Origin of the sequence: Acinetobacter schindleri, assembly GCF_010918895.1 — a bacterium.
Taxonomy (GTDB): Bacteria; Pseudomonadota; Gammaproteobacteria; order Pseudomonadales; family Moraxellaceae; genus Acinetobacter; species Acinetobacter schindleri.
In genome coordinates, this window is the sequence record NZ_CP044483.1 from 479,953 (window position 1) to 499,137 (window position 19,185).

The 19,185-nt window shown below is 41.6% G+C and carries 32 protein-coding genes; 12 read left to right on the forward strand and 20 right to left on the reverse strand.

All coding sequences use genetic code 11. From position 1 onward, the window contains the following. Positions 1 to 15 precede the first annotated feature (15 nt). Genes FSC11_RS02375 through FSC11_RS02385 form a run of 3 tightly spaced genes read right to left on the reverse strand, consistent with a single transcriptional unit; the run spans position 16 to position 1,488 of the window. The gene (locus tag FSC11_RS02375) at positions 16 to 540 is read right to left on the reverse strand and encodes an SH3 domain-containing protein (RefSeq protein ID WP_163164893.1); all 525 of its coding nucleotides are present in this window, start codon (positions 538 to 540) and stop codon (positions 16 to 18) included. 5 nt (positions 541 to 545) lie between these two features. Continuing rightward, on the reverse strand, positions 546 to 848 hold the full coding sequence (locus tag FSC11_RS02380) for a YciI family protein (protein WP_163164896.1): 303 nt from the start codon (positions 846 to 848) through the stop codon (positions 546 to 548). Positions 849 to 876: 28 nt separating this feature from the next. Beyond that, positions 877 to 1,488 (reverse strand): septation protein IspZ, encoded by a 612-nt coding sequence (locus FSC11_RS02385; protein ID WP_004816013.1) that lies wholly within the window; start codon positions 1,486 to 1,488, stop codon positions 877 to 879. Between the two features lie 44 nt (positions 1,489 to 1,532). On the opposite strand from FSC11_RS02385, the gene FSC11_RS02390 reads away from it, so the two are divergent. Further along, complete coding sequence (locus FSC11_RS02390) at positions 1,533 to 2,384, forward strand: PHP domain-containing protein (RefSeq protein ID WP_163164898.1); 852 nt, start codon at positions 1,533 to 1,535, stop codon at positions 2,382 to 2,384. 6 nt (positions 2,385 to 2,390) lie between these two features. Here FSC11_RS02390 and FSC11_RS16225 read toward each other — a convergent pair whose 3' ends face one another. The 4 genes from FSC11_RS16225 to radC form a co-directional block, all read right to left on the reverse strand. Further along, positions 2,391 to 2,849 (reverse strand): hypothetical protein, encoded by a 459-nt coding sequence (locus tag FSC11_RS16225; protein ID WP_227590998.1) that lies wholly within the window; start codon positions 2,847 to 2,849, stop codon positions 2,391 to 2,393. A gap of 149 nt (positions 2,850 to 2,998) precedes the next feature. Further along, positions 2,999 to 3,418 (reverse strand): hypothetical protein, encoded by a 420-nt coding sequence (locus FSC11_RS16230; protein ID WP_227590999.1) that lies wholly within the window; start codon positions 3,416 to 3,418, stop codon positions 2,999 to 3,001. 78 nt (positions 3,419 to 3,496) lie between these two features. Next, positions 3,497 to 4,408, reverse strand: a complete 912-nt coding sequence (locus FSC11_RS02400) for a bestrophin family protein (protein ID WP_004816019.1) — start codon at positions 4,406 to 4,408, stop codon at positions 3,497 to 3,499. Between the two features lie 68 nt (positions 4,409 to 4,476). Next, positions 4,477 to 5,175, reverse strand: coding sequence for a RadC family protein (gene radC / locus FSC11_RS02405; protein WP_163164900.1), 699 nt, complete (start codon positions 5,173 to 5,175; stop codon positions 4,477 to 4,479). A 113-nt stretch (positions 5,176 to 5,288) separates the two neighbouring features. Here radC and coaBC point away from each other — a divergent pair, with 113 nt between their 5' ends. After that, on the forward strand, positions 5,289 to 6,563 hold the full coding sequence (gene coaBC, locus FSC11_RS02410; RefSeq protein WP_005223254.1) for a bifunctional phosphopantothenoylcysteine decarboxylase/phosphopantothenate--cysteine ligase CoaBC: 1,275 nt from the start codon (positions 5,289 to 5,291) through the stop codon (positions 6,561 to 6,563). 202 nt (positions 6,564 to 6,765) lie between these two features. Continuing rightward, complete coding sequence (locus tag FSC11_RS02415) at positions 6,766 to 7,269, forward strand: hypothetical protein (RefSeq protein WP_005223251.1); 504 nt, start codon at positions 6,766 to 6,768, stop codon at positions 7,267 to 7,269. 57 nt (positions 7,270 to 7,326) lie between these two features. On the opposite strand, the gene dusA is transcribed toward FSC11_RS02415, so the two are convergent. Further along, a complete protein-coding gene (dusA, locus tag FSC11_RS02420; protein ID WP_163164902.1) occupies positions 7,327 to 8,355 on the reverse strand; it encodes a tRNA dihydrouridine(20/20a) synthase DusA in 1,029 nt (342 codons plus the stop codon). 319 nt (positions 8,356 to 8,674) lie between these two features. Here dusA and FSC11_RS02425 point away from each other — a divergent pair, with 319 nt between their 5' ends. The 3 genes from FSC11_RS02425 to FSC11_RS02435 all read left to right on the forward strand — a co-directional run bounded on the left by FSC11_RS02425 (position 8,675) and on the right by FSC11_RS02435 (position 10,498). Further along, positions 8,675 to 9,643: a tyrosine-type recombinase/integrase gene (locus FSC11_RS02425; RefSeq protein ID WP_227591000.1), complete on the forward strand. Its 969-nt coding sequence runs from the start codon at positions 8,675 to 8,677 to the stop codon at positions 9,641 to 9,643. Positions 9,644 to 9,752: 109 nt separating this feature from the next. Continuing rightward, positions 9,753 to 10,301 (forward strand): hypothetical protein, encoded by a 549-nt coding sequence (locus FSC11_RS02430; protein ID WP_163164906.1) that lies wholly within the window; start codon positions 9,753 to 9,755, stop codon positions 10,299 to 10,301. Between the two features lie 23 nt (positions 10,302 to 10,324). Further along, entirely contained in the window at positions 10,325 to 10,498 is a 174-nt protein-coding gene (locus FSC11_RS02435) for a hypothetical protein (protein WP_163164908.1), read from the forward strand. Positions 10,499 to 10,526: 28 nt separating this feature from the next. On the opposite strand, the gene FSC11_RS02440 is transcribed toward FSC11_RS02435, so the two are convergent. The 12 genes from FSC11_RS02440 to FSC11_RS02490 form a co-directional block, all read right to left on the reverse strand. Then, the gene (locus FSC11_RS02440) at positions 10,527 to 10,793 is read right to left on the reverse strand and encodes a hypothetical protein (protein WP_163164911.1); all 267 of its coding nucleotides are present in this window, start codon (positions 10,791 to 10,793) and stop codon (positions 10,527 to 10,529) included. Beyond that, entirely contained in the window at positions 10,790 to 11,077 is a 288-nt protein-coding gene (locus FSC11_RS02445) for a phiTE_015 family protein (protein ID WP_205681850.1), read from the reverse strand. The genes FSC11_RS02440 and FSC11_RS02445 overlap by 4 nt, the downstream gene beginning before the upstream one ends. After that, the gene (locus tag FSC11_RS02450; protein ID WP_163164916.1) at positions 11,077 to 11,445 is read right to left on the reverse strand and encodes a hypothetical protein; all 369 of its coding nucleotides are present in this window, start codon (positions 11,443 to 11,445) and stop codon (positions 11,077 to 11,079) included. Before FSC11_RS02450 ends, FSC11_RS02445 begins: the two co-directional genes overlap by 1 nt. Continuing rightward, complete coding sequence (locus tag FSC11_RS02455; RefSeq protein ID WP_163164918.1) at positions 11,435 to 12,061, reverse strand: 3'-5' exonuclease; 627 nt, start codon at positions 12,059 to 12,061, stop codon at positions 11,435 to 11,437. Before FSC11_RS02455 ends, FSC11_RS02450 begins: the two co-directional genes overlap by 11 nt. Further along, complete coding sequence (locus tag FSC11_RS02460) at positions 12,058 to 12,558, reverse strand: hypothetical protein (RefSeq protein ID WP_163164920.1); 501 nt, start codon at positions 12,556 to 12,558, stop codon at positions 12,058 to 12,060. The genes FSC11_RS02455 and FSC11_RS02460 overlap by 4 nt, the downstream gene beginning before the upstream one ends. After that, the gene (locus FSC11_RS02465) at positions 12,548 to 12,841 is read right to left on the reverse strand and encodes a pyocin activator PrtN family protein (RefSeq protein WP_163164922.1); all 294 of its coding nucleotides are present in this window, start codon (positions 12,839 to 12,841) and stop codon (positions 12,548 to 12,550) included. Before FSC11_RS02465 ends, FSC11_RS02460 begins: the two co-directional genes overlap by 11 nt. Continuing rightward, a complete protein-coding gene (locus tag FSC11_RS02470; RefSeq protein ID WP_163164924.1) occupies positions 12,838 to 13,029 on the reverse strand; it encodes a hypothetical protein in 192 nt (63 codons plus the stop codon). Before FSC11_RS02470 ends, FSC11_RS02465 begins: the two co-directional genes overlap by 4 nt. Continuing rightward, the gene (locus FSC11_RS02475; RefSeq protein WP_163164926.1) at positions 13,023 to 13,193 is read right to left on the reverse strand and encodes a hypothetical protein; all 171 of its coding nucleotides are present in this window, start codon (positions 13,191 to 13,193) and stop codon (positions 13,023 to 13,025) included. The genes FSC11_RS02470 and FSC11_RS02475 overlap by 7 nt, the downstream gene beginning before the upstream one ends. Beyond that, the gene (locus FSC11_RS02480; RefSeq protein WP_163164928.1) at positions 13,190 to 13,369 is read right to left on the reverse strand and encodes a hypothetical protein; all 180 of its coding nucleotides are present in this window, start codon (positions 13,367 to 13,369) and stop codon (positions 13,190 to 13,192) included. Before FSC11_RS02480 ends, FSC11_RS02475 begins: the two co-directional genes overlap by 4 nt. Next, complete coding sequence (locus FSC11_RS02485) at positions 13,366 to 13,581, reverse strand: hypothetical protein (RefSeq protein WP_163164930.1); 216 nt, start codon at positions 13,579 to 13,581, stop codon at positions 13,366 to 13,368. The genes FSC11_RS02480 and FSC11_RS02485 overlap by 4 nt, the downstream gene beginning before the upstream one ends. Continuing rightward, positions 13,560 to 13,685: a hypothetical protein gene (locus FSC11_RS16385; protein ID WP_264821126.1), complete on the reverse strand. Its 126-nt coding sequence runs from the start codon at positions 13,683 to 13,685 to the stop codon at positions 13,560 to 13,562. Before FSC11_RS16385 ends, FSC11_RS02485 begins: the two co-directional genes overlap by 22 nt. A 212-nt stretch (positions 13,686 to 13,897) precedes the next feature. Next, positions 13,898 to 14,617, reverse strand: a complete 720-nt coding sequence (locus tag FSC11_RS02490; RefSeq protein WP_163164932.1) for a hypothetical protein — start codon at positions 14,615 to 14,617, stop codon at positions 13,898 to 13,900. Positions 14,618 to 14,844: 227 nt separating this feature from the next. On the opposite strand from FSC11_RS02490, the gene FSC11_RS02495 reads away from it, so the two are divergent. The 6 genes from FSC11_RS02495 to FSC11_RS02520 are packed head-to-tail and all read left to right on the forward strand — an operon-like array spanning position 14,845 to position 19,105. Further along, positions 14,845 to 15,072, forward strand: coding sequence for a hypothetical protein (locus FSC11_RS02495; protein WP_163164934.1), 228 nt, complete (start codon positions 14,845 to 14,847; stop codon positions 15,070 to 15,072). 46 nt (positions 15,073 to 15,118) lie between these two features. Next, positions 15,119 to 15,613: a phage regulatory CII family protein gene (locus FSC11_RS02500; RefSeq protein ID WP_163164936.1), complete on the forward strand. Its 495-nt coding sequence runs from the start codon at positions 15,119 to 15,121 to the stop codon at positions 15,611 to 15,613. Then, positions 15,610 to 16,539: a primase-helicase zinc-binding domain-containing protein gene (locus FSC11_RS02505; protein ID WP_163164938.1), complete on the forward strand. Its 930-nt coding sequence runs from the start codon at positions 15,610 to 15,612 to the stop codon at positions 16,537 to 16,539. The genes FSC11_RS02500 and FSC11_RS02505 overlap by 4 nt, the downstream gene beginning before the upstream one ends. Then, complete coding sequence (locus FSC11_RS02510; RefSeq protein WP_163164940.1) at positions 16,536 to 18,284, forward strand: primase-helicase family protein; 1,749 nt, start codon at positions 16,536 to 16,538, stop codon at positions 18,282 to 18,284. The genes FSC11_RS02505 and FSC11_RS02510 overlap by 4 nt, the downstream gene beginning before the upstream one ends. After that, a complete protein-coding gene (locus FSC11_RS02515; protein ID WP_163164942.1) occupies positions 18,271 to 18,624 on the forward strand; it encodes a hypothetical protein in 354 nt (117 codons plus the stop codon). Before FSC11_RS02510 ends, FSC11_RS02515 begins: the two co-directional genes overlap by 14 nt. Before the next feature lie 13 nt (positions 18,625 to 18,637). Then, a complete protein-coding gene (locus FSC11_RS02520) occupies positions 18,638 to 19,105 on the forward strand; it encodes a hypothetical protein (protein WP_163164944.1) in 468 nt (155 codons plus the stop codon). The last annotated feature ends 80 nt before the right edge of the window (positions 19,106 to 19,185 follow it).

A 19,185-nucleotide genomic window follows, 5' to 3' on the forward strand; every position in this document is an offset into this window, starting at 1 on the left:
AGGAGAGGGAATAGCTTACCACTGACGACGGCGTTTGGTATAAACATAACTCGCGATCAGGAAGCCAAGTAGTACGCCTACAGCCAATGTCGCAGCACCGTAGAGAAACATTTGTGCACTACGTTCACTTTGTAGCACCTGCACCTGAACGCCGAGATTATCGTTTTTCAGCTGCAGTTCCTGATTCTGGGTCAATGCTTCAAGATTGGCTTTTTCCAGTTGTTGCAGACGTGTCGCCTGATTTTTGACCAAAGCCTTCACTTTGGCATCTTGCTGAGCTTTATTCTGTGCAATATCTTCTGCAGTCAGTGGCTTGGCAGCAGGATTTTGAACAAGAGGATTATTCGAAGCAGCCACTGGCATGATGCCAGGTTTATTGGCAGGCAGTGTTTGCGGTGGCGTATTGGCTACCGCGGGTTGCACAGTTGCTGGTGTATTTTGCGCTGGGGCAGCAGATTCTGCTGCCGATGTTGCTTCAACTGCCCAAGCAGTTGTACAGGCAAAAGATAAACCGATTAAACTGGCAATTACAGCGTGCATGAACCTTATCCTTGTGGGAATGCTTTATTGAATGGTTTAACGTCAATATGCGCATAGACGCCTTCTTTTAAGAATGGCTCTTCCTGTAACCATTCATCTAATGCTTCACGGCTGTCAAAGTCCACAATGATGGTGCTGCCATAAAAACCCGCTTGAGGATTATCTGGTTCTTTTGGCATCGCGCCGGCAACGATTAAACGACCTTCATCATTTAATTTTTGCAGACGTGCAAGATGTTGAGGACGAATCGCAAGGCGTTTTTCGACAGTACCTTCCTGATCGGTACAGCTGACAACAAATAATGGCATGGTAGTTCTCGATGACTTAGTCTAACTTTTATTCAGCAGTTTTAAAGTATTTGCGCAATACAATGAACTGAATAATGATAAAGGAAAACATTACGATCATGTCACCAAATGCGGTAAATTCTCCCCAATATTTTCCATCCATAAAGATATAGGCAAAGAAGCAATGCAAGAAAGACATCACCGCAAACATTGCTGCCCAAGCATAGTTGAGCTTAAACCAGCCTTTTTCAGTTAAATTAAAAACAGGTCCAAACAGACGCTGGATCAATGGTTTTTTATCTTTACTGAACCATGGTGAAAGCAGGAATACGCCAGCAAAGACCAGATTCAGCAAGACAGCTTTTAAGCGGATATAGAAATCATCACTGAGTATTAAGGTGATTCCACCAAAGATCACCGTCATGAACAATACGATCCATTGCTGTTTGTCCAGACGGAATTTCTGTGAAACAAATAACGCGCCATAGACCACTAACATGGAAATGATCAGACCTGTGGTTGCCACAAGAATATTGTTATTGTCGACACCGCCTGCGGAGCCAATCAGCTGGAGTAATGGATGGTTGGTGTCTTTAGGATCTACTGTCTTATATAAATAAAAGAAAATAATGAGTGGCACAAAGTCTAAAAGTGCTTTCATGTTAGAGTATCTAAATCTGATCAAATAAATGTCATAGTATAGAGATGCACGGCGTAGATTTACATACACACAGCAATATTTCTGATGGAACCTTAAGTCCACAGCAGCTGGTTGAGGCCGCGGCAGCGAGCTTTATCCATACGCTGGCCTTGACTGATCATGACACCATGGACGGTTTAGAGCTGGCGCGTGAAGCCGCGAAAGATCACGAAATTAAGATCATTTCTGGGGTAGAAATCTCCAGTCAATGGTCACGTCCGGCCACCAAGAAGAATTATGGCGTGCATATTGTGGCGTTAGATGTTCAAAATCCTGAGCCATTGCAACAGGCTTTAGAACAGCAAAAACGGATTCGTGCTGAACGCTCAAAAAAGATTTGTGATCTACTGATACCATTGCTTGGACAAGATATTTATCCAGATGTAGTAGCTAAGGTCGATAATATTCCAGACCGTGTCACGCGAACCCATATTGCCAAAACACTGGTTGAAAAGGGGATTGTCACCCGTCCACAACAGGCTTTTGATAAATATATCAAGGAAGGCAAGAAAGCTTATGTGAAGTTTGATGGACTGGGACTGGAAGAAACTATTCAGGTGATTCATGCCAGTGGTGGTTTTGCAGTGCTAGCGCACCCCACCCGTTATGATCTGTCTGCAACCAACATCCGTTACCTGATAGAAATTTTTGCCAGGTTCGGTGGGGACGCCGTTGAGCTGCCACCAGCAGTTGACCCGGCTTCTACCCGGCAGATGGTAGATCGGATGATTGCTGAACATGGGCTAAAAGTATCTGTAGGCAGTGATTATCATGGTGACAATATGCCCTGGATTAAGCTCGGCCATATTCCAACAGTTAAAGACGAGCAAGTGGGCATCTGGGAAAGTTTTCGGTAATAGGCGTCAGGCTTCAATAAATGGAGACTGCTTTTGCTGCTGGATTTTTATGCCTAGAAGGCAGGCTAGAGCCAAGCTTAGTAATGCCAGTTGCCAAGTTGCTGTAGTCGCTGCCAACAGTAACAATGCTGCAATAAGCGTATAGTTCAGTAAATTGCGATAAAGAAAAGGATGGTTTCGGGAAATTACCGCCTGCTGGATGTCTGGATGATGTTTGAATTCTCGATAGCGTAGAAAATCGATCAAATTCGCGAGCGCCAGTTCCAGCTTGTCAAAATGTACTGCCTTGCAGGACACCCGATAGTACTTACCATAATTGGTACTCAGCTTAAGCGTATAAGTTGGAGAGTCATCTTCACGACTCGCCTGAATATGTACAATTCTCGGTAAGTCCAGCATGAGTCGACTGGGAATATGGTCGAAGTAAATCCGTCCGCGGAGCGGTGTCGCGATATAGTACTGCAAATGCTGAAAATTCTGATCTCCATCATGTGCATACAGTTGAACAATCCAGCGTGTACGCCTCAGGTAATAGACCAGAACCTGCTGGCCGATGAGCGCATTACTTGGTTGAACATGAATATCCAGATACGATTCTGTGTTAAACAGCTGATTCAGATCGACATTAAACCATTGTGGGCTTCATGATCATTGATCTTTAATAGGAGTTGCTGCTGTTTGCGTAGCCGGGTCGTGTGAATCTGACGTTGGCCCATAATTGTAGCATCTGAGCTGCGTAAGGCTCTTTCACGGATATCCTGAGCCAGTTTCGAATCAATCAGGTGTTGCTGAATCAGAAAAGGAAATTTGAAATATTGTTTCCGGTCATAGCTTAGACCGAACACCAGTATGAAACTGATGAGAAGCAGTAAAATCCAGTATTGTTCTAATCCAGTGAATAAAATATTTTGCCAGGCCAGTACACAGCCAAATGCAAACACGACCCCACTACAAAGCAGTAAAGCTGCTAAAGTTGTACCCAGACGCGTCACCGGTTGCGGTGTATAACGATGAATCCGTTGCTTGATATTCATGAGATCTTATTTTTATTGTTTTCATTATTTTAATTTTGAATTGAATATATGAGCTGCGTTTAGCTGTAATCGTATTTCTTATAATAGATTATGATCTTGGGCCTGAATAGGTGGTGGGGTTGGTTTGCCTAAAGTACCCAATAGTTCAATTTCAATGGTACGTACCATTGAATCAAGGGGTAAGTCATTGCTTTGCGTACCAAAAGGTTCTTCAATTTCTGAACTGAGCGCATCCAGTCCCAAGAAAGTATAAGCCAAAATTCCGACCAGCAGCGGTGTCACCATTCCAAGGGTTGAACCCAGACTAAATGGCAGCATAAAGCAGAAAAAATATACGGTACGATTCAGCAAGACTGAATAGGCGAAAGGTAGTGGGGTGGTGGCAATCCGATCACAACCTGTCTGTACAATACTCAACTCAGCTACATGCTGGTTCATCTGCGCATAAATGATATCCGAAATTTCGCCTTCTTTCAGGGCTTGCATAAATTCCCATTGAATCAGACTGAGGGTGTACTGTGGGGCATTGGCCTGTTGATAGAGCTGTTGCAGGGCTTGAGGACTCATGCCACTGGTCTGTACCAGTTCGGTTGGATTGGCAGTCTGATGCCGCAAACGATCGCGCAGTACATTGGCAAAGACAATTACATGCTGGATGACCCGCTCACGGCGTGCCTGCGTCAACATACGGCAGTCTCGGTCAAAATGACGTGCATTGGCAATCAGGATCCCCCAGAGCTTACGCGCTTCCCACCAGCGCTCATAGGCGGCAGAGTTCTTGAAACCAAGGAAAATCGACAGTACTACTCCGATCAGGGTAAAACCGACCAAGGGTAATTCCGGTAAATGTAAATAATTGGTATAGGATAGCCCGCCAATAATGGCAGAAATGAGCATGACCACGCCTAGAGGCGGCAGTACCTTAGGTAAAATCGTTCCCCGCCATGAAAATAATACTTTAAAGATACTAGGTTGGTCACGTACGATCATTTATTGGAATCATCACAATTTTTTTCATGATCTTGTTGAGTTGTGCCTGCTTTGTCAAGTGCTATCGTTCAGGGCTTTACCGTATTGATGAGTTGCTGTTCTGCAAAGGAAAAACTGCCTTCCCGGGCAATGATACAGTGATCAATCAGGCAGATTTCGACCAGGTGACAGGCCTTTGCAATCTGCTGGGTGAGTTCAAGATCTGCTGCGGAAGGTCGAGGCTGACCGAGTGGATGATTATGGGCAATCACAATCGATGTTGCCTGTTGCTGAATGGCATGGCGTAGTAACTGATTAATCGAAATCTCACATGAATTAAGCGAGCCATAAAACATTTTCTTAAAGCTGATCTTTCTTAACCCGGCATCCAGACAGAGTACAGCAAAGACTTCCTGAGTTTCTCCCAGCAGTTCAAAGCGCAGATAGTCCATAATTTTGCGGGAATGATTCAGTTCCCATGCATCTTGGCGAAGGTGCTCGGCAATATAGCGCCGTCCCAGTTCCTTAACAGCCATCAGCTGGGTGAATTTACTGACACCCATCCCGTGAAACTGGCTGATCTCTTGCAGTGGGGCATCCAAAAGAGTACTTAAATGACCAAAATGCTGAATCAGAAGTCGAGCCAGTTCCACTGCGGAATGCCGCTGGGAACCTGAGCGCAGGAAAATTGCCAGCAATTCGGCATCAGAGAGGCTTTGTGGGCCTGACTGTAACAGGCGTTCGCGTGGACGTTCCTGTTCAGGCCAGTGTTTAATCGAAAATTGCATATTTATTAGACTTATTTATTATTAATTATTGTTTTTCACACAAGAAGGTCTCTTGGGCATGATCTTATTTAATGCTATTGTGAGCGCCACTGCAACAGAAAGGTAGCCTGTTTGTGAGCTTCGACGTAAGTGTAATTCCTCATAAAAATATTATTTTAGCTGTGACAGGCGGTATTGCTGCCTATAAAAGTGCAATTCTGGTCCGTCGTCTGAAAGATGCCGGTTTTAATGTTCGTGTGGTCATGACTCAAGGCGCACAGGCCTTTATCACGCCGCTGACGTTCCAGGCACTGTCGGGTAATCCTGTCCATACTGAATTACTGGATCCAGAAGCTGAAGCAGGCATGGGGCATATTGAACTGGCACGCTGGGCGGACCTGTTACTGGTCGCCCCAGCAAGCTGCGATACTTTGGCCAAATTCGCTGCCGGTCTGGCCGATGATTTGCTCAGTACACTTTATCTGGCGACCAACGCACCGGTTTGGGTAGCACCAGCGATGAATCAGCAGATGTGGGCAGCCAAGCCGACGCAACGTAACTTGGCCACTTTGATTGAAGATGGCGTGCATGTGATTATGCCGGATGCAGGTTCACAGGCCTGTGGCGATGTAGGTTTAGGCCGTATGCCGGAACCGGAAGATCTGGCACGTCAGGTAACCGAGTATTTCCATAAGGCGCAACGAGCGATTGCAGAAAAATTTGGTCAGCTTGCAGGTAAGCGCGTCACGATTACCGCAGGTCCAACGCGTGAAGCGATTGACCCGGTTCGTTATATTTCCAATCACAGTACCGGGAAAATGGGTTTTGCCTTGGCTGCAGCCTGTTATGCCGCTGGTGCAGATGTAACTTTGATTGCAGGACCAGTGACGCTGGATACACCAAATGGCGTTAAACGTAAAAATGTCAGCTCAGCCGTGAAAATGCTGGATGAAAGTCTGCATATGCTAGAACAGGGCTGTGACATTTTTATTGCGACCGCTGCGGTTGCGGATTACCGCGTAGCGCAAGTGGCAGAGCATAAGATTAAAAAAGCCGGTGATGAGCTGAATGTCGCACTGATCAAAAATCCGGATATCGTTGCAACCATTGCCCAACAGGAAAAACGTCCATTTATGGTTGGCTTTGCCGCAGAAACACGAAATATTGAAGAATATGCAGCTGGCAAACTGGTCGCTAAAAAACTGGATATGATTGCCTGCAATGACGTTTCCCGTGCAGATATTGGCTTTGCCTCAGATGAAAATGCCATGACGGTATTCTTTGCAGAGTCCTATCATATGGAAAAACGTGATCTGGAAAAGGCTTCTAAACAGGAAATTGCCCAGCAACTGGTTGAAGCCATTCATGATGCTCTACATCATGATCCTTCTAAGGATGATGATTTCTAAGTTATTTTATAAAAAAGCCCTGCATAGTCAGGGCTTTTTTATTTCTGCAGAATTGACTGAATGTTCAAAAGAAAACCAAGTATTTTGACCTTGAAAGACACTTTTGGCTATTTCGTGCCCAGTTTGAAAAAGATAAAATCACCTTATAAGAATCAGAATTTTTTTATTTTCCAGCCTCACTAATTTGAGCACTGGGGGTGGTATGAAAAGAATAAGTCTATTGTTTCTGACCTTGCTATTGTTTTCCTGCAGTTACTTTGTCTCTATTGATGAACTGTCGCGCAATATTCAGTCTCAGATGCAACGTGAATTTAATTCCAGTCTGGATTATCGCCATTACCGGTTAAAAGTCATGGATGTAAAAATCATGGAACGTTCTGGTGATCATTTTCAGGCCATTTCCCAGATACAGTATCAGGGCCAATCTTTTCCAGTTAAGGTCTCTATCCAGAAGGTGGAGCAGGGTTATAGCTGGCAGCTGGAAGATGATGCTTTTGCCTTTATTGATGAAGTTGAAATTCAGCGTTATGAACAGCAGTTACAGCAGGAACTGGCTATGATTTCTGCAGAATTCGAACAAGATGAAGGCTTTGGGAACGAGAAGGTCAATGAGATCACTGAGGCTGCAACGCGGGAATCCAGGACAACATCACAGCGGGTTGAAGAACCCATTCCTGTGGGAAATATTACCGCTTATACCCAATAAATTCTCTAGTCAAAAAACCTTAATTTAAAAAGCACCGGGGAAACGGTGCTTTTTAAATTAAAGATTCTGGGTTTGCTGTTCGAGCAGGTAGTCTTCAGTGCGTTTGATCGCCTCCTGAATATTGAACAAGGCATTTTCTACATCTTTTAAGGTTTTGGCATTACCACCGCTTAATGCCTGACGCCATTTACGCGCACCTGGCAAGTTCTGGAACAAGCCCAGAATATGACGGCTAATAATCGAAAGTGGTGCACCTTCTGCCATACGCTGGGCAATATAAGGCATCATTTGTTGCATGATCTCAAAACGATCAGGAGCTTCAAGATTCCAAAGTTGGCCTAACTCGGCCAGTAAATACGGATTGTGATAGGCTTCGCGACCAATCATCACGCCATCCACATGTTTTAAGTGTTCAACCGTTTCCGCATAGGTTTTGATCCCGCCATTGATTTCAATCAGCAGCTCAGGACGTTCCTGTTTTAAACGGTAAACATCTTCATAACGTAATGGGGGAACTTCACGATTTTCCTTCGGAGATAGGCCTTGTAACAGGGCAATTCGGGCATGCACGATAAAATTATTACAACCCGTCTTCGCTACGGTATCGACAAAATGCAGCATCTCTTCATAAGACTGCATATCATCAATCCCGATACGATGTTTCACCGTCACCGGAATATCCACGGCATTGCGCATCTCACCAATACATTCTGCGACTAGATCAGGCTCCGCCATCAGGCAGGCTCCAATTTTATTGTTTTGTACCCGGTCACTTGGGCAGCCGACATTCAGGTTGACTTCATTATACCCCCAATCCTGTGCCATTTTACTACAGGTGGCCAAGTCTTTGGGATTAGAGCCACCAAGCTGTAACACAACTGGCTGTTCTTGCTGATTAAAGTCCAGATGACGTTTGGCATCACCATGAATGATGGCACCTGTCGTTACCATTTCGGTATAGAGAATAATATTGGGATTAAACAGACGTGCAAAGAAACGATAATCTTTGGTGGTCCAGTCCATCATAGGTGCAACGGATATACGTGGAACCCTTGATATATCTACGTTTTGTTTTAAATCAGTCATTTAAGCACCTGTGAATGGTTGAATCATTTACAATTTTATCTAATCATTTCTAATCTTTTTGCTACGCTTGCAACTATAATTGCTCACATTTTCCGGTCACTTAAAAATAGTTGCAAAAATGGGCTATATCTCAGAGTTAAAATCAAAAACTAAAGGAACCCGATATAAAGCGGTCATTAACATTCGCAGAAAAAGTGACGGTATAGAATACTTTGATACAGAAACTTTTGGATCGAAATCTTTAGCGAAAGCATGGCTAAGAAGAGAAGAGGAGAGATTAGAAAAGAATCCTCACTTGTTGTCAACCAGCAAGGGTTCCATGGCCTCTGCAGCCATGCCATTAGCATATGCAATTACCAGGTATAAATCCGAAATTTCAGATTATGGCCGTACTAAAGCATTTACTCTTGAGATGCTGAAAAAGTTCGATATTTCTAAAAAGTCCTTAGCGGATCTGAAGCGAACTGACTATGCAAATCATGCTTTACGTCGCAGAGATGGTTATACGAATGAAAGTTATAAATTAGATCCGGTAGAACCCAGTACGATCTTATTTGAATTTCAGTGCATCAAATCTGTCCTGGATCATGCCGAACTGCTTTGGGGTGTGGAAGTTGATTTCAATGAATATGAAAAGGCCATTAAAGGTTTAAGAAAATCCCGTGTCATTTCTGAATCTGAAGAACGGGACCGCTTGCCAACATCTAAAGAACTGCAAGATCTGACCACATTTGGCTATATCGACTTTCATCTGCGTAATCATTCCAGTGTGCCAATTCATCTGATCATGTGGCTTGATATTTATACAGGTAGACGTTTGGGGGAGTTATCACGTTTAAAAATTGAGAATTTTGATCGTGATCACAAAAAATGGTATCTGGAGGCAGTGAAGCATCCGACCAAAAAGAACAATGATAAATGGTTTGTGGTGTCAGACCAGGCATTAGAAATTATTGACCTGCTGCTGCAGCCAGAGATCCGTAATCGTATGCTTAAACGTGGTGGTGATGACTCAGTACTGATTCCATGTCATGAAAATAATATTGCAAAGCAGTGGCAGAAAATTAAGAAACAGGCGGGTATTGATGACCTACGTTTTCATGACCTACGCCATGAGGCTGCTACACGTCTGGCAGAGCAGGGGCTGACTATTCCTCAGATTCAGCAATATACGCTACATGATGACTGGAACAGCCTCAAACGATATGTGAACCTGAACATTATTCGAAAGAATCTTTTGAATTATAAGGATGCAATTCTGAAAATTGATATCTTAAAGATTAATTAAAGATGAAAGTGAAATATAAAATTTATTATTTCATTTGATTTTATAATTGTTGTTCTGATAATAATGTTTGTATTATTTCGTTAGTTTTTGAATGGGGTTTTATTTTACAGTGAAGATTATTAATTTTGATTTAAACGCTTTGCATGTTGTACGAAAATATTGGATTGATAGCGCAAATACGTTAAGTGGTTTGTCGGATGACTCAATGGAATTGACAGAGCAACTATTTGATTTTGTTGAGCAAGGTCAATTATTTGGTCAGTATTCAGATCGGGAAAATCTTAATACTTTTGTCGGTGTAGATATTGATGAAGATGGTTCTGTAGATGCTTTAGTAGAGGTTATTTATTCTCGTCGAGCCCGAGTAAAGACTATCAAGATCATGGATATTTACTATAGCCCCACTATTGAAGCTAAAGACGATAAAGAATATGATAAGGCTTGCGTGGATGTGCTGAAGTTTATTGTAGATGAATTTCTTACAGCTACATCGGATTCAGTTGGTGGTTCCACTAAGATCTATGCACGTACAGATGTTTCACTAGACTTTCTTAATCAGCTTCATGAGGCTATCCAGCATACGCAGGAAAAGCTTGAAGATGTGGGTCTAGAGGTAAAGCTAGAAGGTAAGCGTTGGCTTGCTCTACGTTTTAAATAATTTCAGCGTTTAAGGTGTGCAATATGACTATTATTAATTTAAATAAAACTGAATATAAAAATAATCAAAGGGAAATCTCACGTTTGCTTGGTGAATGTATCACTACAGCAGCTAACCAAATGGGCTCTATGCGTGGAGTTTTAACTGGTGATAAGCGTGAGTTAGTCGCAACCAAAGATCAAGTAAAAGCAGCTTAACCATTAGTTTCTTTTATAAAAAAAGCCTCTATTTAGAGGCTTTTTTTATTTGGTGAGGTTCTTCTTTGATCTTCATCTTCTCATCCAGTAATTGAGCTAGCATTATTGCACCAGCACGACATCGGGTTGCAAGTTTGGCCACATTTGGATCATCGTAGGTGGCTATATTGTTTCTGAACTTTGGTAGTGGTAATTCAAGACCACGTTTAGAAAATTCATTATTGATATGAGCCACAATTTTGCTTTCCAGCTGGCGTTTAAAATTGGGGTCTTGGAGCATTTCAACGTGAGTCATTGGTTGGCTCCTGTTAATTTTTCAATTACTTCAGCTAATGCGTTTGCATCAATAATAGGGAAGTCACCAACAGCATCCGAAGCGGCGAAAGAATTTACTGCCACCCATGATTGCAATTCATCGCCAACACTTGTTGCTTCCGGCACCGCTTGAGCTTTGGCTTGCCATGCCAACCAACAATGTATTGTGCTCGTAACTACGTAATTCCCATCCTTCTTCTCTATGTGATATCCATTATTTTCAGCCCACTTTTCAAAAGCTTCTCTTTCTTTCTGAAGGTCCATCACACCACCATCGCCTTTTCTTTAAGTTTATTGAAAGTCGTTGTATCCAGTTCTTTTTGAGCGACCTTGAAAAAACGTAAAGCCAGGTCTTGCGTAGCTTGGTTATTTTTCTTCATGATCTTGGCATCCTGATCTAGCAATGTGATGGTCTGGTTCACCCGAGTCAGCATTGCATTTACTTCACTCAGATGCACATTAAACAAAGCGATGCTATTGCCATTGGTACATTTTTCTTTTGATTCGATCAGGCTGGCACGTTTTGCTTTGAGCTGATCCTTCAGATCTACCAGTTCATCACGGTTGAATTCTTGGCTAAGTTGTAAAGGACTAAGGGTTAAAAGAGTTTCTTGTGCATGTTCAAGCTTCATATGTAGCTTCCTTATGTTGTAAAAGTTGAAATTCCAAATCTGCTACTTTTTGAGCCATTTCATTAAAACGTTGACCTTGGTCAATCAGTATTTGCATCTGATTGGTTTGAGTTTTTTTGAGTTGAATAAATTGCTTAGCCTGGTGGATCGCATCATCCAAAGCATTGTGGGGAACACCTGCGAATGGGATTTCAAACTTTGGTGCTGATTTCAGCAAAGTTCTAAAGCAAAATTCTTTATAGTGCTTCCAGGGCCGTTCCATGCCGAAATGATCTAATGCATTATTAATCCAGCGGATATCGGCTAATGCACCTTTGCTCCAGATTTCTGAACAGCCATGATTCTTATAGAAAGCCACTAATTTCTGTAAAACGATATCGACTCGTTCTTTACCGGAAAATGCCATATTTCTGGCAATTGGATCTTGTTGATCCCACCAGTCCAAGGTTGACTGGCTTACCGTAAATCCAAATTCCTTCGAGCTTTCAATATCAATGTCAGCTTGGAAGTATTCATAAATTCCATTTTCATCGAAAACTACAGCCCCGATACTAAGTAGAACAGGACGTTCACCAATATCTAAAGTTTCACAGTCAACCATTAATTTTCTGGTCATACAGCCTCCTGCTTTAAAAGCTCTTTTTGTTTTTCACGGGACTCTAAAATGCATTTACTGCAGCGATGATTAGAACCTTCCATTCTGATCGCGAATATGTGTTCGCCATGCACAGGGCATAAGCCAATAAATGTTTTTTTACCTTCCTGCCATGCTTGTTTACGTGTTTGACGGTTATAAAGCAGGCGTTCATCTTCATTTTTAATATCTTCAATTCGTTCACGTAAAACAGTTTTGGCTTTACGTGGCTTGGATCCAAGCTTTTTACCTTTGCTGTCAAAAGATTCCTGAACTGAAGCAGTCATCTGCTCACTAAAAGTGGACTGATAAGGCGTGATCTTGTTTTCTTCACAGTGTTTGAGGTACCCAGACTGTCCAGGCGGAATCTGCTCAGGCTGTACCATTTTTTGCTTTCTCAGAAACCAGCGCACCTGGATATCAAGTCTTCTGGCTTCTTCTTTTTTTCTGAATACTTTATGGTCCAGGTTAGTGCGCATACTGACCTCCATTCATTGCTTTATGATCGTGTTGAGCCAGTGCAGTTTGCTGGTCAATGTACACAGCAAGATCGGCTAAATTGACCATCCATGCAGCTTTAGAACCTTCACCCATACGTAAAACAGGAAAAGGGAGTTCTTGAATGACAGCTTTACGTTTGGCAATAACCAGACTCATTTGAGGAAAGAAGTCTTTTACTACTGTCTCAAGTGCAACAGTAGGTGACATATAGCGAAGTACCAGCAACGTATAGGTCGGTAGAACAGCAGGTGTATTTTTCATTTCATCACCTTCAATTCGTTTTTGACACGTTCAGCAGTCACGCGATCCACAGTGATCGGTACCGCGTGATGGTCACGCATATGGAAAGAAATGATGTGAGTACCTGATTTATTGCGGAAGACCACATTGTTCAGGTTGCTTAAATTGATCAGGTGCACTTCATGATGAAGATCGGTAATTTCTAGCATTCGTGATCCTCCAGTTTTTTGAAGAGCTCATCCGATTGCGTTTTAAGCTCTTTCTGGAATTTGTAAGCTTTAAAGAAAACAACAGCTACAGTTACAGCGCCAATAATCAAAGGCAGTGCAACACCTAACAAAGCGAAAAAATGTCCTGGGGTGAACTCGTTCATGGGATCTCCCGGATAGATTGCATTGCAGCTTCAAAATGTGAATCCACTGACTTGATGTATGCTTCTTCTGGCGCTACACCCAATTCAAATTCACGGGCTTCAATTTGGATTAAGCAGTTACGACAATGTTCATCGGTGAAGTCTGAACATTTGTCCTGGCATGGATGATTTGTCATGCAGACTCCTCGATAAGTTGATTGCGGTAGATACGACGTACCTTTTTTTCTAAAGTCTGCTTTTCTGCCTGGTTAAGTTCATCGGCTTCGAAAGCAGCTTGGATAAATGAAAGCGCTTGGTTTTGTGCATTTACCAATGTACTTGCAGCAGTAGCAGCTTTAAGCTGCTCAATAGCTGCATTGATTTGATTTAAGCTGTTTTCGCGGCACATAACTTTCTCCAGATACGGACATGGATCGGCTGCTTTGCAGGTTGAGCGAAGTCTTCGGCTTGAAGGCGGTTGATGACAATTTTGTCTAAAGTTGATTTATTCATGCTTAAAATCACCTGATAGGTTATTTGATAGGTGAATTATTAATTTTTAAAATCAACTTTGTCAAGACCTATTGGTTGATTAAATTTAATTTAAGGTGATTTTATTAAGTAAATTAAATGTACAAAAGAATAGTTTTTGATATAAATGACGCGAGGGTAAATTTTTGGACATAAAAAAAGGTGGCATGTGCCACCTTTTAAAATTAAAGAGATTACTTAATTTGGCTCGGGGATATAAACATTTTCACTGGTGAAATGCGTGCAATGTGTTCTTTAAGAATGCGGTCATTAGATCCATCGACTGAATCAATGCTGATTAAGATATCTTCTTCACGTAAGAACTCACCAGCATAGATCGAATCATCTTTGCAAAATACTAAGACTTCTTCTCCCGGAACAGGTGTTCCTGAAAACTCACAAACAACCGCATAACCATTTCGATACGGCTTTGAAAACCCCGTGCCGCGTATTAAATACGCAATTGGATTATGAATACCCGCTGGAATATTAACGTCCTTTACTACTTCTATATTATCTATTACTGCCAACTCTTCACCTTTGGACATTTTTAAAATGTTTTTAAGTGGGACTATTCTAAGCACAGAGCTTTCATCAAATCTAGGGTGATTAGTTGATTTGTTTTTATTTTTTTCATCTACCGCGACAACGCTTGTCGTTTGCTGCGATCCGACAATATTTTTAATCGTAGGTATATCTTGTGGGTGATCAAGCCATCCCAGAGGAAGGTTATGTGCACTGGTAATTTTTTCAGCAAATTTGTCACCAATATTCTTTTTGCTGTTTTTACCCAAATACTGATTTAAGTGATTGTATTCAACACCTAATTTCTCACAGAAAGCTCTGCGGCTTTCGTAGAACTCAAGCATTTTGAGTAAATTGTCCTTGCGGGTTTCGTAAACTGTCATATGCATTCTGAATACCTATACACCAAATAATGAGGCTGGTGTTCCTCCGTCTATTACAGGGCTCATCAAGCTCCTGAAGACTTTTACTTATTGCTATGCGGTGATTATCAGGCATAATCACATGAAAAAAAATCACTCTTCATTCAATCAAATCACCTTTTAGGTGTTGACTTTAAATAATTAAAAATTTAATAATGCAAATAAATAAATAACCTTTTGGGTGATTTAACATCATGAAAGTTGATTTCAATTTTAATGAATATGTACTGCAAATGTCTGATGAACGTCTGGCTGAGTTTGCAAGCAAATCTGGTACGACTCCTAACTACATCAAAAGGCATTTGATTTACAAGAAAAAGATTCCCCGACCAGAAATGATTGATGCTTTGGTTATTGCTTCTAATGGTGATTTTTCTAAGCACGCTTTTATCTCTTGGTTATATGACTTAGGCACAGCGTAGGTGATTTTTAAATGAATGAATATGATTATTTAACGGGGTTAAAATCATGATTAATAAGAATAATAAAGTTTTATCGCTTTCAATGGCGCTACGTGCAGCGGTTTATAGTGACGGTGATCAGTCGTTGATTTCACAGATTGCTGAGAAGAATTGCTGGAATTTAACGACCTTCAGAAATTCTCTGTGTCCGACAACGACGACTCATAAAGCGAACATCCATCACCTGGAAGCTGTACTGGCTGAAACTCAAGACCGTGGGATTATGGACAGCATCTGTGCCATTCATGGCAATGCCGGATGGTTTGAACTTCCAGAGGTGAATAAGAATCTGGATCAGGCAAGTTATATCAATAAATTGGGTGAATTGGCTCAGGAGCAAGGGCAGTTGGCCCATTCTATTGCTACTGCAGTTTCGGACGGTTTGATCACTCTGGATGAAAAAACTGAAATCCAGAAGGAAGTTTTAGATCTGGTACGTGTAGCAACAACGATTTTGGCCATGGTGAAAAATCAATATCAAGTTGATCAGGGGGCGAAATGACTAAACCTACCTTTCAAATTGGGGATGTTAAGGCAAGAGCATCGGGAATGTGGGCCGATACTATTTTTCCTAGATTTAATATTGACGTTCGTTTCAAGAAAAAAACGCCATGTCCAGCATGCGGTGGCAGCGATCGCTTCCGTTATGACGACAAAAATGGCAATGGGGATTATATCTGTCAGCAATGCGGAGCTGGTGACGGCATCAGTCTGATCCAGAAAGTCACTGGCTTATCTTTTCCAGAAGCATTGTCAGAGGTTGCAGCTATTGTCGGCCTTGATGCTACTTCTACCATCACGGATGAAGACCGGGCGCGCTGGCGTAAAGAAAGGGAATTACGTGAGAAAGAGCAGCTGGAACGTGAGCGCAAAATGCAAGAGCAGATTGCCCGTAAAGCGGAAGGAATGTGGCGTGGTGCTTATCTGGGTGACTTCAGCTTGTATTTAAAAGAAAAGCAGGTTCATAAAGACCCAAATATCAAGATTACTCATGACGGGAACCTGTTAATTCCAGCCTATGATGAAAATGGAAAAATGTGGAATGTTCAGACCATTACTCCAGATGGCCAAAAGTACTTCATTACAGATGAAGGTGGTCGGACGGGTGGCTGTTTCTTCATGATCGGTGAGGTCCAGCCAGATCTGTACGATACACATTTCATTTGCATCGCTGAGGGTTATGCCACAGGCATGTCCATTCATATGGCAACAGGCTATCCAGTTGCCTTGGCATTTGTGGCCAATAACCTGCCAAAAGTCGGTGCAGCACTCAAAAATAAATATCCGAATGCCACCTTTGTATATTGTGCTGATGATGACTCAGCCAAGCAAAGTACAGGTCAAACGTATGCCCAAAGGGCAGTTGATATTACTGGGGGCATCATTGTATTGCCCGATTTTAAGCAAATGCAGGAGTCTATGGCATGAATTCTAAGGTCTATACAGACTTCAACGATTTGCATGTTGTTTGTGGATTGGAAGAGGTTAGCAGACAGATCCATTCTGCTATTTCTTCTTTGCAGTTTTCCCCCGAACCCCCAATAAATGAAGCCCACAATTTTCAGGGGCAAACATTGGTTGAAAATGAAAGTAATGCTGTTTTTGACGGGGGTGGGGGGAATATTTCGTTAGAAAATGATGCTCCTGCTGAACCTAAGCAAAAACCTGATATTAATGAAGTGCTGCTTCAGGGATATTTGAACCGCTATTTTCTGGTAGAGGGAAAGACTGAGATCTGGGACAACGAACAGCATACTGTCATGAAAAAGACTGCTTTTATTGCTCTGATCAGCCAGAAATATTTCAAATTATGGTCGGCTAAACGCCAGGTGATTTCACAGGATGTATTTCGTAATCACATGGATGAAGCAAATGCTGCAACGATTCAAGAACTTTTAGATAACTTTGTCATTTTGGCAGGTACACAAGAATCTTGGAATATTAATCGTCGTGAACGCTGGCTTAATAAGGCGATTAAAGAGGCTTATCCAAATATTTATGATTTGTGGTTCAAGTCTCCAGCGCGGAAACAGATCTATCATCGTAACCTGATTTTTGATCCGACCTGCTCGCATGATTTAGACGAAAATTATATCAATATGTTTAATGGCCTGCCGTTGGATGTATTGCGTAATGCTGCAGGTGAACAATTACCTATTCAGGAAGCGGCAAAAATGTGCCCTGGCATTATTCAGCTGATTCATCATCTATGCAGTCAGGAAAAAGAAGCTGTAATGTTTTTACTTAGATGGCTTGCTTATCCATTGCAAAACATGGGTGGGAAAATGGCTACTTGTGTCCTGATGCATGGTGATACTCAAGGTGCTGGTAAATCTTTGCTATTCGGAAAAATATTCAAAAAGATCTATGGTGATTACCATACAACTGTTGGTCAGCAGCAGCTGGACTCCAACTATAACGAATGGATTGAAAATAAACTTTTTGGAGTATTTGAAGAAATTGTTGATAACAAGAAAAAGCATAACGTGATGGGAATGATCAAACACTTGATCACTGGGGAGTCACTATACGTCAGTAAAAAGTTCGTCAGTGGTTGGGAAATGGACAACCATTTAAACACGGTGTTTTTATCAAATAATACTCAGCCTTTGCCAATCGAAGAAAAAGACCGTCGTTTCCTTGTGCTCAACCCAACGAAACCATTGGAGGGGAAATTGTATGAAGCAGTTATGCAGGAAATAAACTCTGAAGGTATTCGAGCATTTTTTACGGTTCTCATGGGTATGGATCTTAGTGACTTCAATGGGCATACCAAGCCACCAATGACTATGGCCAAAAAAGCATTGATCGATTATTCAAGACCTGGCTTTGATACGTTTTATACGGACTGGAAAAATGGGGAAACGAAGTATCCGTTTGTTTCATGTAAGTCTGAACAGTTGTACCAGGCATTCATCCAGTGGACGAAAAAGACAGGTGAACATCCAATCAGTATGAAACGGTTTATAGGTGAAGGCCGGAAACATGGCTTCATACCGAGTGAAAAAGCTAAGCATTGGAAGGGCTTAAAGAAGAGTGGCCAGAATAAAATCATCATAATTGGAGTAAAGCCAGATGGGGAAAAAGAACAGAATTGGCTGGGGTTGCAAGTTGAAGAATTTCAAGATAGTCTCGATGGTACTCCAGAGGTTTTGGGCTATGGCAACAACTAAAATAAGCATGCCATGTGAACCATGTGAACCGTTACGTGAACCATTTAAGCACAATGGTTCACACGCCAAACCATTGAAATTAATAGAAAATAATGTCCTTGTGAATGATGTGAACCATTTGCATGCGCGCGCGCGTGTAGAAGAAATTTTATTTTCTGTTCTCTCAGCACTTAAAACCCATAAAAAACTAATTTCTCTCACACGAGAAAAATCACAAAAATCATTCACATCATTCACATTTTTTGAAAATGCTCATAAAGCATTAATTTTAAATATGAATTCTTGTGAACCATTTTTCAAAAACCATTCACAGCTTGTTCACATCATTCACATTTTTTAAAAGGGACAACAAAATGGAAAAATATTTGCGTTTATTAAATCCGAAAACAACAAATTTTGATTCTATCGGTGGGGGAAATCATGGTGCTTTAACTCGTGAAGACGTGCTTATAGCAATCAGTTATGCACGTTTAACTGTGGCACAAGATACTTTGCTTAAATGTTTTATGGGACACTTTAAAGCGCATGAGATTGAAAAGGTTGCGATCACGCTATGTTCTGCATATGTGAACGATATAAAACAAGATCATTTGGTATCTTTCAAGGTGGCAATGATTGAGTTATTTGCTTGTCCAGCTAACTATAAGCCGAGTCAACGTAATCGTGCTGTCCTTGCTGGTGTTTCAGATACAACCGTGCATCGTCGTCTTGGTAAAGTAATTGATACAGTTAAGGAGCAAATTGAAGATGATTTAGCTCATGCATTAGAAAAAATCACTAAACAATTAAAAAATCACCTTAAAGTTGATTTAATGTATTGACAGGTGAAGCAGTTTTAATCTACATTTCTCCACAATGAGTAATTGTATTCAGCGCTGTAAGTTCTTAAGAGTCTCTCCCC